This window comes from Mesorhizobium bavaricum (genome assembly GCF_056781655.1).
This window is the reverse complement of sequence record NZ_CM165566.1, coordinates 4198067-4212189: the sequence shown is the minus strand read 5'-3', so window position 1 is coordinate 4212189 and position 14123 is coordinate 4198067. Positions and strand designations below refer to the sequence as shown.

General features: G+C 61.5%; 16 protein-coding genes. 1 reads left to right on the top strand and 15 read right to left on the bottom strand.

Annotated elements, in window-relative coordinates; genetic code table 11:
• Positions 1 to 6: 6 nt before the first annotated feature.
• From glpD to AC1RZR_RS20615, 8 genes are all read right to left on the bottom strand, one after another.
• Positions 7 to 1533, bottom strand: coding sequence for a glycerol-3-phosphate dehydrogenase (gene glpD / locus AC1RZR_RS20650; RefSeq protein ID WP_481825779.1), 1527 nt, complete (start codon positions 1531 to 1533; stop codon positions 7 to 9).
• A 127-nt stretch (positions 1534 to 1660) separates the two neighbouring features.
• Positions 1661 to 2428: a DeoR/GlpR family DNA-binding transcription regulator gene (locus AC1RZR_RS20645; RefSeq protein WP_379104259.1), complete on the bottom strand. Its 768-nt coding sequence runs from the start codon at positions 2426 to 2428 to the stop codon at positions 1661 to 1663.
• A 126-nt stretch (positions 2429 to 2554) separates the two neighbouring features.
• Positions 2555 to 3967: a pyridoxal phosphate-dependent decarboxylase family protein gene (locus AC1RZR_RS20640; RefSeq protein WP_481825778.1), complete on the bottom strand. Its 1413-nt coding sequence runs from the start codon at positions 3965 to 3967 to the stop codon at positions 2555 to 2557.
• 110 nt (positions 3968 to 4077) lie between these two features.
• Positions 4078 to 4809, bottom strand: coding sequence for a proteasome-type protease (locus AC1RZR_RS20635; protein ID WP_477277173.1), 732 nt, complete (start codon positions 4807 to 4809; stop codon positions 4078 to 4080).
• Between the two features lie 155 nt (positions 4810 to 4964).
• Complete coding sequence (locus tag AC1RZR_RS20630; RefSeq protein WP_477277175.1) at positions 4965 to 5759, bottom strand: transglutaminase family protein; 795 nt, start codon at positions 5757 to 5759, stop codon at positions 4965 to 4967.
• A gap of 64 nt (positions 5760 to 5823) precedes the next feature.
• Positions 5824 to 6765 (bottom strand): alpha-E domain-containing protein, encoded by a 942-nt coding sequence (locus tag AC1RZR_RS20625; protein WP_379104255.1) that lies wholly within the window; start codon positions 6763 to 6765, stop codon positions 5824 to 5826.
• Between the two features lie 21 nt (positions 6766 to 6786).
• Positions 6787 to 8199, bottom strand: a complete 1413-nt coding sequence (locus tag AC1RZR_RS20620; protein WP_167392123.1) for a circularly permuted type 2 ATP-grasp protein — start codon at positions 8197 to 8199, stop codon at positions 6787 to 6789.
• A 294-nt stretch (positions 8200 to 8493) separates the two neighbouring features.
• Positions 8494 to 8730: an Lrp/AsnC family transcriptional regulator gene (locus AC1RZR_RS20615; protein WP_010909609.1), complete on the bottom strand. Its 237-nt coding sequence runs from the start codon at positions 8728 to 8730 to the stop codon at positions 8494 to 8496.
• 274 nt (positions 8731 to 9004) lie between these two features.
• On the opposite strand from AC1RZR_RS20615, the gene AC1RZR_RS20610 reads away from it, so the two are divergent.
• Positions 9005 to 9424: a DUF4864 domain-containing protein gene (locus AC1RZR_RS20610; RefSeq protein WP_477277177.1), complete on the top strand. Its 420-nt coding sequence runs from the start codon at positions 9005 to 9007 to the stop codon at positions 9422 to 9424.
• Positions 9425 to 9427: 3 nt separating this feature from the next.
• On the opposite strand, the gene tgt is transcribed toward AC1RZR_RS20610, so the two are convergent.
• The 7 genes from tgt to coaD all read right to left on the bottom strand — a co-directional run bounded on the left by tgt (position 9428) and on the right by coaD (position 14020).
• Positions 9428 to 10558, bottom strand: a complete 1131-nt coding sequence (gene tgt, locus AC1RZR_RS20605; protein ID WP_477277179.1) for a tRNA guanosine(34) transglycosylase Tgt — start codon at positions 10556 to 10558, stop codon at positions 9428 to 9430.
• Positions 10551 to 10820, bottom strand: a complete 270-nt coding sequence (locus AC1RZR_RS20600; protein WP_477277181.1) for a hypothetical protein — start codon at positions 10818 to 10820, stop codon at positions 10551 to 10553. The genes tgt and AC1RZR_RS20600 overlap by 8 nt, the downstream gene beginning before the upstream one ends.
• The gene (gene queA, locus AC1RZR_RS20595) at positions 10810 to 11898 is read right to left on the bottom strand and encodes a tRNA preQ1(34) S-adenosylmethionine ribosyltransferase-isomerase QueA (protein ID WP_477277183.1); all 1089 of its coding nucleotides are present in this window, start codon (positions 11896 to 11898) and stop codon (positions 10810 to 10812) included. The genes AC1RZR_RS20600 and queA overlap by 11 nt, the downstream gene beginning before the upstream one ends.
• Positions 11898 to 12347 carry a DMT family transporter gene (locus AC1RZR_RS20590; protein WP_477277185.1) on the bottom strand — a complete coding sequence of 150 codons (450 nt, stop codon included), beginning with the start codon at positions 12345 to 12347 and terminating at the stop codon, positions 11898 to 11900. Before AC1RZR_RS20590 ends, queA begins: the two co-directional genes overlap by 1 nt.
• Positions 12348 to 12359: 12 nt before the next feature.
• The gene (locus AC1RZR_RS20585) at positions 12360 to 12872 is read right to left on the bottom strand and encodes a peptidylprolyl isomerase (RefSeq protein WP_195174493.1); all 513 of its coding nucleotides are present in this window, start codon (positions 12870 to 12872) and stop codon (positions 12360 to 12362) included.
• Positions 12873 to 12912: 40 nt separating this feature from the next.
• Positions 12913 to 13407, bottom strand: coding sequence for a peptidylprolyl isomerase (locus tag AC1RZR_RS20580; protein ID WP_477277390.1), 495 nt, complete (start codon positions 13405 to 13407; stop codon positions 12913 to 12915).
• 112 nt (positions 13408 to 13519) lie between these two features.
• Positions 13520 to 14020: a pantetheine-phosphate adenylyltransferase gene (gene coaD / locus AC1RZR_RS20575; protein WP_477277187.1), complete on the bottom strand. Its 501-nt coding sequence runs from the start codon at positions 14018 to 14020 to the stop codon at positions 13520 to 13522.
• Positions 14021 to 14123: the final 103 nt, after the last annotated feature.

The window sequence follows — 14123 nt, the reverse complement described above, 5'->3', positions numbered from 1 at the left end:
ACCTCTTCATTCGGCAGCCGCGACATGTCGCCGGCTTATGCCGCGCATGAATTCATCGAGCGATGCCACTTGCTCGCGCCCAAGATGCAGGCCGCGCTTGGTCCTGCGCCATAGCACATCCTCGGCGGTGACGGCCCATTCGTTTTCAACGAGGTAGCGTATCTCGGCCTCGTAGAGATCGGCTCCGAAATTGCGGCCCAGATCGGCATTCGATTTGGCCAGGCCCAGCAGAACCTGCGCACGCGTCCCGTATAGCCGGGTCAACCTGCGGGCCAGGCGTGCGTCGAGGAACGGGTAGGCTGACTTCAGCTTCCCCACTTGCGCATCGAAACCGGTGGCCGGGAAATCTCCGCCCGGCAGCGGGGCGCTTGCCGTCCACGGCTTGCCGCGCTTGCCGAGAAAGCCCTCGATCTTTTCCAGCATCGATTCCGACAGCCGGCGATAGGTGGTGATCTTGCCGCCAAAAGCATTGACGATCGGCGCGGCACCCTCGCCACCATCGGCCTTGATCACATAGTCGCGCGTCGCTTCCTGCGCCTTGGAGGCGCCGTCGTCATAGAGCGGACGGACGGCCGAATAGGTCCAGACAATGTCCGAGCGCTTGACCGGCTGCGCGAAATATTCGCTTGCCGCAGCACAAAGGTAATCGATCTCGGTGTCGCTGATTTTCACGTCATGCGGGTCGCCGGGATAATCCCGGTCGGTGGTGCCGATCAGCGTGAACTCTTCCTCGTAGGGAATGGCGAAGATGATGCGGCCATCCTTGTTCTGGAAGAAATAGGCGCGCGGATCGTCGAACTTCTTGGAGATGACGATGTGGCTGCCCTGCACGAGGCGGACATTGTGCACGTCGTTGAGTCCGACGACGCCGGAAAGCACGTGATCGACCCACGGTCCAGCTGCGTTGACCAGCAGCTTTGCCTTGATCTCTTCGGTCTCGCCGGTTTGCAGGTTCTCGATCTTGATCGTCCACAACCCGTTTTCGCGGCGCGCGCCGACCACTTTCGTGCGGGTGCGGACGGTTGCGCCGCGATCGGCAGCATCACGCGCATTCAGCGCCACCAGCCGCGCATCGTTGACCCAGCCATCCGAATATTCGAAGGCCTTTTTGAACAGCGGCTTCAAGGGCTTGCCGGCCGGATCGTTAGCCATGTCCAGCGTCCTGGTCGCCGGCAGCAATTTGCGCCCGCCAATGTGGTCGTAGAGAAAAAGGCCTAGCCTGATCAGCCAGGCCGGGCGCAGACCCTTGGCATAGGGCAACACGAAGCGCATCGGCCAGATGATATGCGGCGCGTTCTTCCACAGAACCTCGCGCTCCATCAGCGCCTCGCGCACCAGGCGGAATTCGTAGAATTCGAGATAGCGCAGGCCGCCATGGATCAATTTGGTCGACCCTGAGGAGGTCCCGCTGGCGAGATCGTTCATCTCGGCGAGAAAGACGGAAAAGCCACGCCCGACAGCATCGCGGGCAATGCCGCACCCATTGATGCCGCCCCCTATGACGAAAATGTCACGGATCGGAGATGCGTCCACAAATTCCTCCAACGATTTCGCATTGCACCATTTTTGGCATTTTACGAAACCGTGTCGGAATTATTTCGAAATGATAACGAATGTCAAACGAAATATCACAAGCCCGTGAGAAGGCCGTGAAAAGCTCTCAGCCGAGCGATGTCTCAATCAGCTGAACCTCGGCTTCCTGGCAGATCTTGCGCACCGACGGGATGTCGCAGCGGTCGGTGATGAAGGTGTTGACCTGCGACAGGTGGCCGATGCGCACCGGCGCAGTTCGCTCGAATTTGGTCTGATCGGAAACCAGGATGACATGCCTTGCATTGGCGATAATCGCCTGCGCCACCTTGACCTCACGGAAATCGAAGTCGAGCAAGGCGCCGTCATGGTCGATGGCCGAGGCGCCGATCACGGCATAGTCGACTTTGAACTGCCGGATGAAATCGACCGCCGCTTCACCGACCACGCCGCCATCGGAACCGCGCACAACCCCACCGGCGATCACCACCTCGATCGACGGATATATGCGCATCCTATTGGCAACATTGATGTTATTGGTGATGACCATAAGCCCGTTGTGATCGAGCAATGCCTTGCTGACCGCCTCCGTCGTGGTGCCGATGTTGATGAACAGCGAGGCATTGTCGGGGATCAGCCTGGCTGCCGCCTGGCCGATCGCCTCCTTCTCGTCGGCGGCGATCTTGCGCCTGGCCTCATACTCCATGTTCTCGATGCCTGACGGGAACAATGCACCGCCATGGACGCGCGAAAGCAACCGCTGATCGCACAGGTCGTTGAGATCCTTGCGTATGGTCTGCGGCGTCACATTGAAGTGGGTGGCCAGATCGTCGACCAGCACGCGACCATGATCCTTGGCCATCTGGATGATTTCGGCATGGCGGGGCGACAGATACATTGGCAACCTCCCGTTTTCGTTTTTCTTGTCTATAGTCGAAAACGAAACCAATGAAAAGGCATAAGCCGGCTAATGAAACCCACATGATTGCAAAGGCAAATGCCAGCGCACTCCAGCTTGGCCCGATCAGGCCAGGCCGCGCGCAATTTGGTTGATGACGGAGAAGGCCGCATCGACATCGCCGGCTGTCGCCTCGAACTGTCCGACCTGGAAGCGGATTGCCACCCGCCCATCGACTCTCGTCTGCGTCAAGTAAATGCGGCCGTCGTCGTTGATCGCATTGACCAGCCGCAGATTGTGCTCGTCCGCATCGGCGCCGGTTGCGGCCCTGTGCCGGAAGGAAAACAGCGATAGCATCGGCTCGCTGACGATCTCAAAGTCCGGCTCCTTTGCCAGCCGCGTGGCAAGGCCTTCGCTCCAGGCGACATGGTTGCGGATCATCCTGCGCAGGCTTTCCAGCCCATGGGCGCGCAGCAGGAACCACAATTTCAGCGCGCGGAAGCGCCTGCCGAGCGGCACCGACCATTCGGAATAGTTGATGATGCCGTCATGGCCGTGAGTTTTCAGATAATCCGGCTTGATGGCCAGCGTCCGCACATGGCTTTCGGGATCACGCAGGAACTGGATCGAGCAATCGAACTGCGCACCTAGCCATTTGTGCGGGTTGAAGACGACAGAATCGGCTGCTTCGACACCCGCCCAGAAATGGCGATATTCGGGGCAAATCATCGCCGATCCGGCCCAGGCCGCGTCGACGTGAAGATAGAGGCCATGCCGCCGCGCCACTTCGGCAACCGCGGCGATGTCGTCGGTGCCACCCGTGCTGGTGCCGCCGACGCAAGCGATGATGCCGGCCGGCAGCATGCCGGCTTCCCGGTCAGCAACGATTGCCGCCTCGAGCGCTGCCGTGTCCATGGCGCGAAAGCGACCGTCGACCGGAATGCGCACAAGATTGTCCTCGCCGATGCCCGAGACCCAGATCGCCCGGTCGATCGAGGTGTGCACCTGGTCGGAGGAATAGATGCGCAACCGCGCCTGTCCTGCCATTCCCTTTTTGTTGCCTTGCCAGTCGAGCGCCCGCTCGCGCATGGTCAGCACTGCAGCCAGCGTCGCCGACGAGGCCGAATCCTGGATAACGCCCGAGAAACCTTCCGGCAGGCCGAGCGCCTGGCGCATCCAGTCGACCGTGCGCGTTTCGAGCTCCGTCGCCGCCGGCGATGTCTGCCAAAGCATGCACTGCGCGGCCATCGCCGAGACCAGATATTCCGCCACCACCGATACTGGCGCCGCATTGGCCGGGAAATAGGCGAAGAAGCGCGGATGCTGCCAATGCGTCATGCCCGGCAGAATCTTCTCTTCGAAATCGGCGAAAATCCTGTCCATCGGTTCGGCGTCTTCGGGCGGCGAAGCTTCTATGCTCCTGAGGATGTCGCCCGGCTCGACCAGCGGCCGCACCGGGCGGTCTCGCAGCGTGCTGCGGTAATCGGCGCCCCAGTCGGCGGCGCGCCGCGACCATTGCCGGAAATCATCGTTGTCCATCGCGTCCTCCCGACAGGATTTCTCGCCGCAGCCCGTCACGGCCGGCTCTTCAAGGCTCGATTTTATTTAACATGTGAATTATATGCAAGTGCCGGCGAATGCCGCACGCCCTACCCCGGGAAATCGGGCAGGCTGGCAAACGCTGTCTTCAGCGCACTCGACCAGCCATCCGAGATCGTGCGGTAGTACTGGTCGTCCTGGCCGATCCGTTTCTTCAGCCCGATCTTAAAAGCATCCTTCTCCAGGAAGAGCAGGTCGAGCGGCAAGCCGACCGACAGGTTCGACTTCAGTGTCGAATCGAACGACACCAGGAGCAGCTTCACCGTCTCGGCGAGGCTCATCGTCTTTTCGTAGGCGCGGATGATGATCGGCTTGCCATATTTGGTCTCGCCGATCTGGAAGAACGGCGTGTCGTCAGTCGATTCGATGAAATTGCCTTCGGGATAGATCATGAACAGGCGCGGCTCGCTGCCCTTGATCTGGCCGCCGAGGATGAACGAGGCATTGAAGTAGGAGTCAGCCTTCTCGCCCGCGGGCGACGAACTGGCGATGACCTCCTTGACCGTATCGCCGACGAGCCGCACGGTCTGATACATCGACGGCGTTTCCAAAAGCGTGGCGTGACGATCGGCAATTGCCTTGGTGCGTTCATCAAGCAGGCTGACCACAGCCTGCGTCGTCGCCAGGTTACCGGCCGACATCAGAACGATGACGCGCTCGCCCGGCTGCTCCCAGACATGCATCTTGCGGAAGGTGGAAATCGAATCCATGCCGGCATTGGTGCGCGTGTCCGACATGAACACGAGCCCGCGATCGATCTTCAGGCCGACGCAATAAGTCATGGAATCTCTTCTAGAGCGATTCATCGTTTCACGGAAACGCCGAACCGCTCCATCTCCTTGTTTTGACGCAATTCCCTGGGGAAAGCGCTACGCGCTTTTCCCGGGAAACCGCTTCACACTTTTCCTGCAATTGCTCCGGCGGCAATCTCGGGGGATTACTGCTCCACCGTGACGGTGACCGCAAGCTGTTCTTCCGCCTGTCCCAGCCGAATTCCCGACACCGGTGTCGCGTCCCGGTAGTCGCGGCCAGTGGCCACCTTTACATAGCGCTCATCGGGCGAAATGCCGTTAGCGGCATCGAAAGCAACCCAGCCGAGACCCGTAACATGCGCTTCGGCCCAGGCATGGCTTGCCGCCTGCTCGATGGTCGAATCCAGCATCAGGTAGCCGCTGACATAGCGGGCCGGAAACCCCATGGCGCGCGCGGCGGCGGCAAAGATATGGGTGTGGTCCTGGCAGACACCGGTCTTGAGCGCCAACGCTTCCTCTGCCGGCGTCGCCGCATTGGTGGTGCCGGGCGTATAAGTGACGCGTTCGCCGATCATCGCCATCAACCGATGCAGCCGCTCGATGTCCGTGCCCTTGCCGACCGACGCGGCGAGTTCGCGAATACCATCGCCGATCGCCGTCAACGGCGTTTCATGGCTGTACAGCCACAGCGGTGTAAAGCCCTGGTGTGGTCCGGAGACGCCTGCGGTGTCGCGCGTCACCACTTCGCCGGCCGCTTCCACCGTGATGAAGTCGCGCTCGCCCTCGACGCTCAGCAGCCGTGTGTCGTTGCCGAAATGGTCGACAAAGCGAACCTCTTCGCGCGCGCCTTCGATGGCCAGCGCCCAGGACAGAACGGTCTGCGTCGATCCGCTGACCGGAAGCAGCCGCAACCGCTGCAGCAGGTACTGCACCGGCGCATCGTAGCGGTATTCCGTCCGGTGAGTGATCTTCAGCCGCATGCTTTTTTTCCGCTTGTGAGCATGATCTCGTCCGAAAACCGGCTCCCATTTTTCGGGGCCATGCTCAATTGAACCGGTAATCTTGTGCGATCTCGTCGCCTAGTCTGGTGTTCTCACGAATGAAATTGGCCAGGAATTCATGCAAGCCGGCGTCGAATATGTCCTTGATCGACCCGGCTCGCAGCATGGCTTGCGTCTTGTCGGCGGTCGCATGGCATGCATGGCGTTCGCCGTAGTCGTCGCCGAGGAATTTCAGATGTTCGGCCAGGAAGCGATAGCAGAAGGTCAGCGAACGCGGCATGCGGACATTGAGGATCAGATAGTCGGCAATGTTGGTCGGCTTGTAGTCGGCCTCGTAAACCCAGCGATAGGAGCGGTGCGCCGACACCGAGCGAAGGATCGATTCCCACTGATAATTGTCGAGCGTCGAGCCGACCCAGGATATCGACGGCAACAGCACGTAGTATTTCACGTCGAGAATGCGCGCCGTGTTGTCGGCGCGCTCGACATAGGTGCCGAGTTGAGAGAAGTCGAAGATCTCGTTGCGCAGCATGGTGCCGTAGAACGAGCCGCGGATCAGCGCCGTCTCGCGCTTGATCGCATCGAGCACGCTCGGCAGGTCGCGTTCGTCGATTGGCCTTGCCAGCATCCGCTTCAGCGACATCCAGGCTTCGTTGATGCTCTCCCAGGTCTCACGCGTCAGCGCAGTGCGCACCATGCGGGCATTGTTGCGGGCCGTCTCGATCGCCGCCATCGTGCTCGACGGGTTCGACGTGTCGCGCAACAGGAAGTCGGCGACATTGGCTGCGGTATAGTCCTGGTATTTCTGCGTGAAGGCGACGTCCGAGCCAGCGCTGAGCAGCACCGAATTCCATTCCTCCGAGGCGCTCTGGGTGCGGGTCAGCGCCATGCGCAGGCCGGCATCAACAAGGCGCGCCATGTTTTCAGCCCGCTCGATGTAGCGGTTCATCCAGTAAAGCCCGTTGGCGGTGCGGCCTAAAAGCATCCAAAACCCTTCAAGTGAAAATCAATCATCCAGCACCCACGTATCCTTGGTGCCGCCGCCCTGCGAGGAATTGACGACCAGCGAACCCTCCTTGAGCGCGACGCGCGTCAGCCCGCCGGGCACGATCTGGATGCGGTCGGAAACCAGCACATAGGGCCGCAGATCGACGTGGCGCGGCGCCAGGCCCTTGTCGGTCAGGATCGGGCAAGTCGACAGCGCCAGCGTCGGCTGGGCGATGTAGTTCGACGGTTTTGCCGCAAGTTTCTTGGAAAAATCCTCGCATTCCTTCTTGGTCGCGGCCGGCCCGACCAGCATGCCGTAGCCGCCGGAACCGTGGACCTCCTTGATCACCAGCTCGTCGATATGCTCGAGCACGTATTTCAGGCTGTCCGGCTCCGAGCAGCGCCAGGTCGGGATGTTGCCGAGGATCGCCTTGCGGCCGGTGTAGAATTCGACGATCTCGGGCATGTAGGAATAGATCGCCTTGTCGTCGGCGATGCCGGTGCCCGGCGCATTGGCGATGGTGATGTTGCCGGCGCGGTAGACATCCATGATCCCGGGTATGCCCAGCGCCGAATCCGGCCGGAAGGTCAGTGGGTCGAGGAAAGAATCATCGACGCGGCGGTAAAGCACATCGATCTGCTTGTAGCCTTCCGTCGTGCGCATCGCGACATGGCCGTCGACAACGCGCAGATCCTGGCCCTCGACCAGTTGCACGCCCATCTGGTCGGCAAGGAAGGCGTGTTCGAAATAGGCGGAGTTGAAACTGCCGGGCGTAAGCACTGCAATGGTCGGCGTGCCCTTGGTGCTTTGCGGCCGCACCGCCGCCAGCGACTGCCGCAGAAGCTGCGGATAGTTCTCCACCGGCCGCACCTTGATCTTCTGGAACAGCTCGGGGAACAGCTGCATCATCGTCTCGCGGTTCTCCAGCATGTAGGAGACACCGGAAGGCGTGCGCGCATTGTCCTCCAGCACGTAGAATTCGTCCTCGCTGATGCGGACGATGTCGACGCCAATGATGTGGGTGTAGACGCCGGCCGGCGGCCTGACCCCGATCATTTCCGGCAGAAACGCCTCGTTCTTGGCGATCAATTCCCTGGGAACGCGCCCTGCCCGCAGGATCTCCTGGCGATGGTAGATATCGTCGAGGAAGGCATTCAGCGCCTGCACGCGCTGCTCGATGCCTTGCGTCAGGCGCCGCCATTCATTGCCCGAGATGATGCGGGGAACGATGTCGAACGGGATCAGCCGTTCGGAGGCTTCCTGCTCACCATAGACGGCGAAGGTGATGCCGGTCTTGCGGAAGACGCGTTCGGCGTCCTGCATCTTCTCGGTAAGCCTGGCCGGATCCTGCTCCTTCAGCCAGCGATCATAAGCCGAATACGGTCTTCTCAATCCGGAGACTTCCGGAAGCATTTCATCGAACGCTGCCAATCGCATACTCCCCTGTGGCGCCATTTCACTGGCGTCGCCGGAGAAAATCAAGCGCAATCGGTGATTTGAGGGATAAGGACGATCAGTATGTTGCGGCTGCCCAAAATTGAGGCAGCAGGAATATGACCTTGGTCAGGCTTTGCCTTGTGCCCGGGCAGGTGCGTCCGGCGGCTGGAGCATGATCCGAAAAGTGGGGTCCGGATTTCCCGGACAAACGGAAACCCGCTCGTCCAGAGATCATGCTCAAACAAAGAGATAGAGCCCCTTCCCGATTCTGTCGGGATGGAACGCGCTCTAGAAGGCGCGGAACGTGACGACGGTGAAGGTGTCCTTGATGCCGGGAAGAATCTGCACCTTTTCGTTGACGAAATGACCGACATCTTCCTCGTCGTCGACGTAGAATTTGGCGAGCAGATCGTAATTGCCGGCGGTGGAGTAGATCTCCGAGGCGATCTCGGCGTCGGCAAGCGCGCTGGCAACCTCGTAGGATTTGCCGAGCTCGCATTTGATCTGCACGAAAAACGCCTTCATGGCTTCGTCCCGCTAAACGTCCAAGTCCAAGCGGCCCTTCTGGCAGACTGGAGGCGGGCTTTCAAGCGTTGGAATGAATGCTAAGTCGGCACGGTCCTGGGCTACGGCTTGCCGCTGCTCCGCCACCGCCATGCTGCGCGATGCTCGGAATCCATTGAGGCGAGACGAATATTCGCCATCGCTGAAACCGTGAAGCGCCGCCAAGCGTATGTTAGGATGCCTCTGGAACGTATTCTTTGGAGAGGCAGCCTTCGAGGGACAACGGAGACAGGCCATGCGCCGCATGTTTTTCGCATTCGCGTTCGTTCCGCTCATCCTGGCCACTTCGGCGTTTGCCGGCGATGCCGAGGTCAAGGCGGCGCAAGCCGCCATCGACGGCCAGTTGAAAGCCTTCATCGCCGATGACGGCGCCACCGCCTACAGCTTCGCAGCACCCAACGTGAAGCAGATCTTCCCGACCGTCGACACCTTCATGAACATGGTGACCAACGGCTATCCGCCGGTGCGCAAGCCGCAGACCTACTCCTTCGGCAAGGTCGAGGAGACAAGCCCGACCTCGATCGTCCAGCAGGTGCTGATCGTCGGCCCCGACGGCAAGGACTACGAGGCGGTCTACACGTTGCAGCAACAGCCCGATGGCACCTTCCAGATCACCGGCTGCAGCCTGCGCGCCTCGAATTCGCTCAGCACTTGAACGTCACACGACGGGGATATCGCCCCTTGCCCAGCCTTCAGTGATCTCGGCCGCACGTGCCTCGAAGGCCTTGGCCTCGATCGCAGCGCGGATGTCCTGCATGAGCTTTTGATAGTAGGAAAGATTGTTCCAGGTCAGGAGCATGGCGCCGAGCGCCTCTTGCGAGCGCACGAGATGGTGCAGATAGGCGCGTGAATAGTCCCGTGCCGCCGGGCAATCACTTTCCTCATCAAGCGGGCGCGGATCGTCGGCATGGCGGGCGTTTCGCAAATTGACCTTGCCACGCCTGGTATAGGCAAGGCCGTGCCGGCCGGCCCGCGTCGGCATCACACAGTCGAACATGTCGATGCCGCGCGCCACCGATTTCAGGATGTCGTCCGGCGTGCCGACGCCCATGAGATAGCGCGGCTTGTCCGCCGGCAGTTCCGGACAGGTGATGTCGAGCATCTCGAGCATCACCGCCTGCGGTTCGCCGACGGCCAGGCCGCCAACCGCATAGCCCCTCAGTTCCATCGCGCTCAGCGCCTGCGCCGAACGCACCCTGAGCTCTGCATTGTCGCCGCCTTGCACGATGCCGAACATCGCCTTGCCCGGCTGGTCGCCAAACGCCGTCTTGCAGCGCTCGGCCCACCGCAGCGACAGCTCCATGGCGCGCTCGATCTCCTTCATCTCGGCCGGCAGCGCCGTGCACTCGTCGAGCTGCATCTGGATATCGGAATCCAGCAACCCCTGGATCTCGATCGAGCGTTCCGGCGACATCTCGTAGGCTGCGCCATCGATATGCGAGCGGAAGGTGACGCCCTTTTCGGTCAACTTTCTCAGTTTCGACAGCGACATCACCTGAAAACCACCGCTGTCGGTCAGGATCGGATGCGGCCAGCGGGCGAATTCGTGCAGCCCGCCGAGCCGCGCGACGCGCTCGGCGCCGGGCCGAAGCATCAGATGATAGGTGTTGCCAAGGATGATGTCGGCGCCAACGCCGCGCACCTGGTCCATATACATGGCCTTGACCGTGCCACCGGTGCCGACCGGCATGAAGGCCGGCGTGCGAATTTCGCCACGCGGCATGTCGATCACGCCGCGCCGCGCCTTGCCGTCCGTCGCCAGGACCTTGAAGCTGAACGGCTTAGCCATTGAATTCCTTGTCGTGAACCAGGGCGCCAGGTGCCTGTTTGTCGAGCGACTGGCGGTATTGGATGCAGCCGCGCATGAATCTGGGCCAGGGCGGCACGGCGATCGATGGCTCGGCCTTTTCCGGCAACAAGTCCCACAGGTCCGGATGATGCCAGCAGAGGTCATGGCCGGTGGCGTCGCGATGCTGGCGAATGCCGGCTCGCAATTTTTTCACTTCCGCGATCAGGCTTTCGCGATCAAAGGCTTGCAGATCATCGTCCATCGCTCATCTCCGCTCGATAAAGCAGACTTGCGTCTCCATAGGAGTAGAACCTGTAATGGTTCTCGATGGCATGCGCATAGGCCGCACGCATCGTGTCGAGGCCACTGAAGGCCGAAACCAGCATGAACAGGGTCGAGCGGGGCAGGTGGAAATTGGTCATCAGCATGTCGGCGGTGCGAAAGCGGTAGCCGGGCGTGATGAAGATGTCGGTCGGGCCGGACCACGCGGCGAGCGTGCCATCTGCCAGCGCGGCACTCTCCAGCAGGCGCAGTGATGTCGTGCCGACGGCGACGATGCGCCCGCCTCTCGCCCTCGCGGCATTGAGCGCGTCGGCGGTTTCCTCGCTGACCGAACCGGTCTCGGCATGCATCTTGTGGTCTGCGGTGTCGTCTGCCTTCACCGGCAGGAACGTGCCGGCGCCGACATGCAGGGTGACGAAGCGGCGCTCGACACCCTTGGCGTCGAGTGCCGCAAAAAGCTCCGGCGTGAAATGCAGACCTGCCGTGGGTGCTGCAACGGCGCCCTCCTCTCTCGCATAGATGGTCTGGTAGTCGGCCCGGTCGCGTTCGTCGTCATCGCGCTTCGAGGCGATATAGGGCGGCAGCGGAATGTGGCCGACCGCATGCAGCGCCTCGTCCAGAAAGGGTCCCGACAGGTCGAAGCCGAGCAGCGCCTCGCCGCCGTCGCCCTTCTCGATCACGGTGGCGTCAAGCTGGCCGAGGAAACAGGAATTGCCGTCATGGCCGAAATGGATGCGGTCGCCGGCGGCAATGCGCTTGCCCGGCCGCATGAAGGCCAGCCAGCGGTCCGGCGCCATGCGCATATGCAGCGTGGCTTCGACCTGAGCCTGTGCCTCGCCGCGCCGCCTGATGCCTTTGAGCTGCGCCGGAATGACCTTGGTGTCGTTGAACACCAGCACGTCGCCAGCCCTCAGCAGGGACGGCAGGTCGCCAACCGTCCGATCGTCGAGCCCTTCGCCGGGCTTGACCACCAGCATCTTGGCGCTGTCGCGCGGCTCTGCCGGGCGAAGCGCGATCCGCTCATCCGGCAGGTCGAAGTCAAAAAGATCGACGCGCATCAGTAGAGCCGGACGAGCAGCGCTCCGGCCAGCAGCAGCACCGCGCCGGCGACACGGCCGAGCGAAATTTCACGGACCGCGACGCCGAGGAAGCCGACGCGATCGATGAGCATGCCGGCCAGCAGCTGCCCAGCCACAAGAAATGCCATCAAGGCAGCGGCGCCGATGCGCGGCGTGAGGATTGTCGACAGCGTGACATAGAAGCCGCCGAGCATGCCACCGGCGACGAACAGCCAAGGCGCCGGCGCCTTCCAGTCGAGGGTGATGCCTTGCAGATTCCCCACCGTGACGGAGATGATGCCGAGCACGACGGCGCCCGATAGGAACGAAAACGCAGCCGCCGCGACCGGGAGACCCAGGCCGCGCGCCAGCTGCGAATTGATCGGCGCCTGAATGGCAATGAAGGCGCCGGACAGGATGCCGAGAAGCGACCAGACGACGCCCATCATTGTCGGTTTACCTTACTTGACGTCGGCCGCGACCTTCAGCGACACGATCTTGTCGGGGTCCGGCACCGGCTCGCCGCGCTTGATCTTGTCGACATTGTCCATGCCTTCGATGACCTGGCCCCAGACCGTATACTGACGGTTGAGGAAAGCGGCATCGTCGAAGCAGATGAAGAACTGCGAATTGGCCGAGTTCGGGTTCTGCGAACGGGCCATGGAGCAGGTGCCGCGGCCATGGTTGGCGTTGGAGAATTCGGCCTTCAGGTCCGGCTTCTCGGAGCCGCCCATACCAGCGCGCGACGGCGCGAAGGAAGGCTTGCTCGAATTGCCGAACTTGACGTCGCCGGTCTGCGCCATGAAGCCCTCGATGACGCGGTGGAAGACCACGCCATCATAGGCGCCTTCGCGCGCCAGTTCCTTGATGCGGGCGACATGGCCGGGCGCCAGGTCGGGGAAAAGTTCGATGACGACCTTGCCCTTGGTCGTTTCCATGATGAGCGCGTTCTCGCGGTCCTTGATCTCGGCCATGTCAGATATCCTTTTGAGAAAACAGAGTTATTTGACAACTTTACTTGTCTGCGGCGATGCGCACCTTGATCATCCGGTCGGGATCGGTGACCGTGCCATTGTCCGCTTCGTCGCCCTTCTTGATGTGATCCACCAGTTCCATGCCGCTGACGACGTTGCCGACGATGGTGTACTGGCCATCGAGCGGCGGTGCCGGCGCGAACATGATGAAGAACTGCGAATTGGCGGAGTTGGGGTCCTGTGAGCGGGCCATGCCGACCACGCCACGCTTGTAGTGCTCGGTCTGCGAGAATTCAGCCGGCAGGTCGGGCTGATCGGAGCCGCCGGTTCCGACCGCCTCGGCGCTAAACCCCTTCTTCATGTTGCCGAACTTGACGTCGCCGGTCTGCGCCATGAAGCCGTCGATGACGCGGTGGAACGCGACATTGTCATAGGCGCCCTGGCGCACCAGCTTCTTGATCTGCGCGACGTTCTTGGGCGCGAGATCGGGCCGAAGCGCGATGGTGACGTCGCCATCCTTCAGCGTGATGATCATGGTGTTTTCCGGATCGGCAGCGAAAGCCGAGACCGATGCGGTCACAAGACCGGCAAGCACAATGAGGAGCGAGGCAAGCTTTTTCAGCTGCATGGGTTTTTCTCCGGAGTCTTTATTTCGCGAATTTGGCGGTGAGCGCACCGGCAACCGCCGCCGGCACGAAGGGGCGGATGTCGCCTCCCATCGAGGCAATCTGGCGGACAAGTGTGGCGGTAATGGTGCGCACGGACGGGCTGGCGGGCAGAAAAACCGTCTGCAGTTCAGGCGCCATGGTCTCGTTCATGCCAGCCATCTGCATCTCGTAGTCGAGGTCGGTGCCGTCGCGCAGGCCACGGATCATGATCGAGGCGCCCTGCTTCCTGGCCGCGTCGATGACCAGCCCGTCGAAGGCGACGACCTTGATGCGCGCGCCGTCGCGGCCAAACAATGTCTTCGTCGCACTCTCGATCAGCGCCACCCGTTCCTCGAAGGAAAACAGCGGTTGCTTGCCCGGATGGATGCCGATCGCCGCATAGACGATGTCGGCCACGGCCAGCGACGCCTTCAGCACGTCGAGATGGCCGTTGGTCAGCGGGTCGAAGGAGCCTGCATAGAGGGCGATGCGTTCAGTCATGGCTGGTGCTTCTAGCGAGCCTCTCTCGCAAAGGCAAATCCGATTGGCGAGCGGGGCGTGAACCTTTTCCGGCGCATGAACGACAGATGAACATGCTGATCAC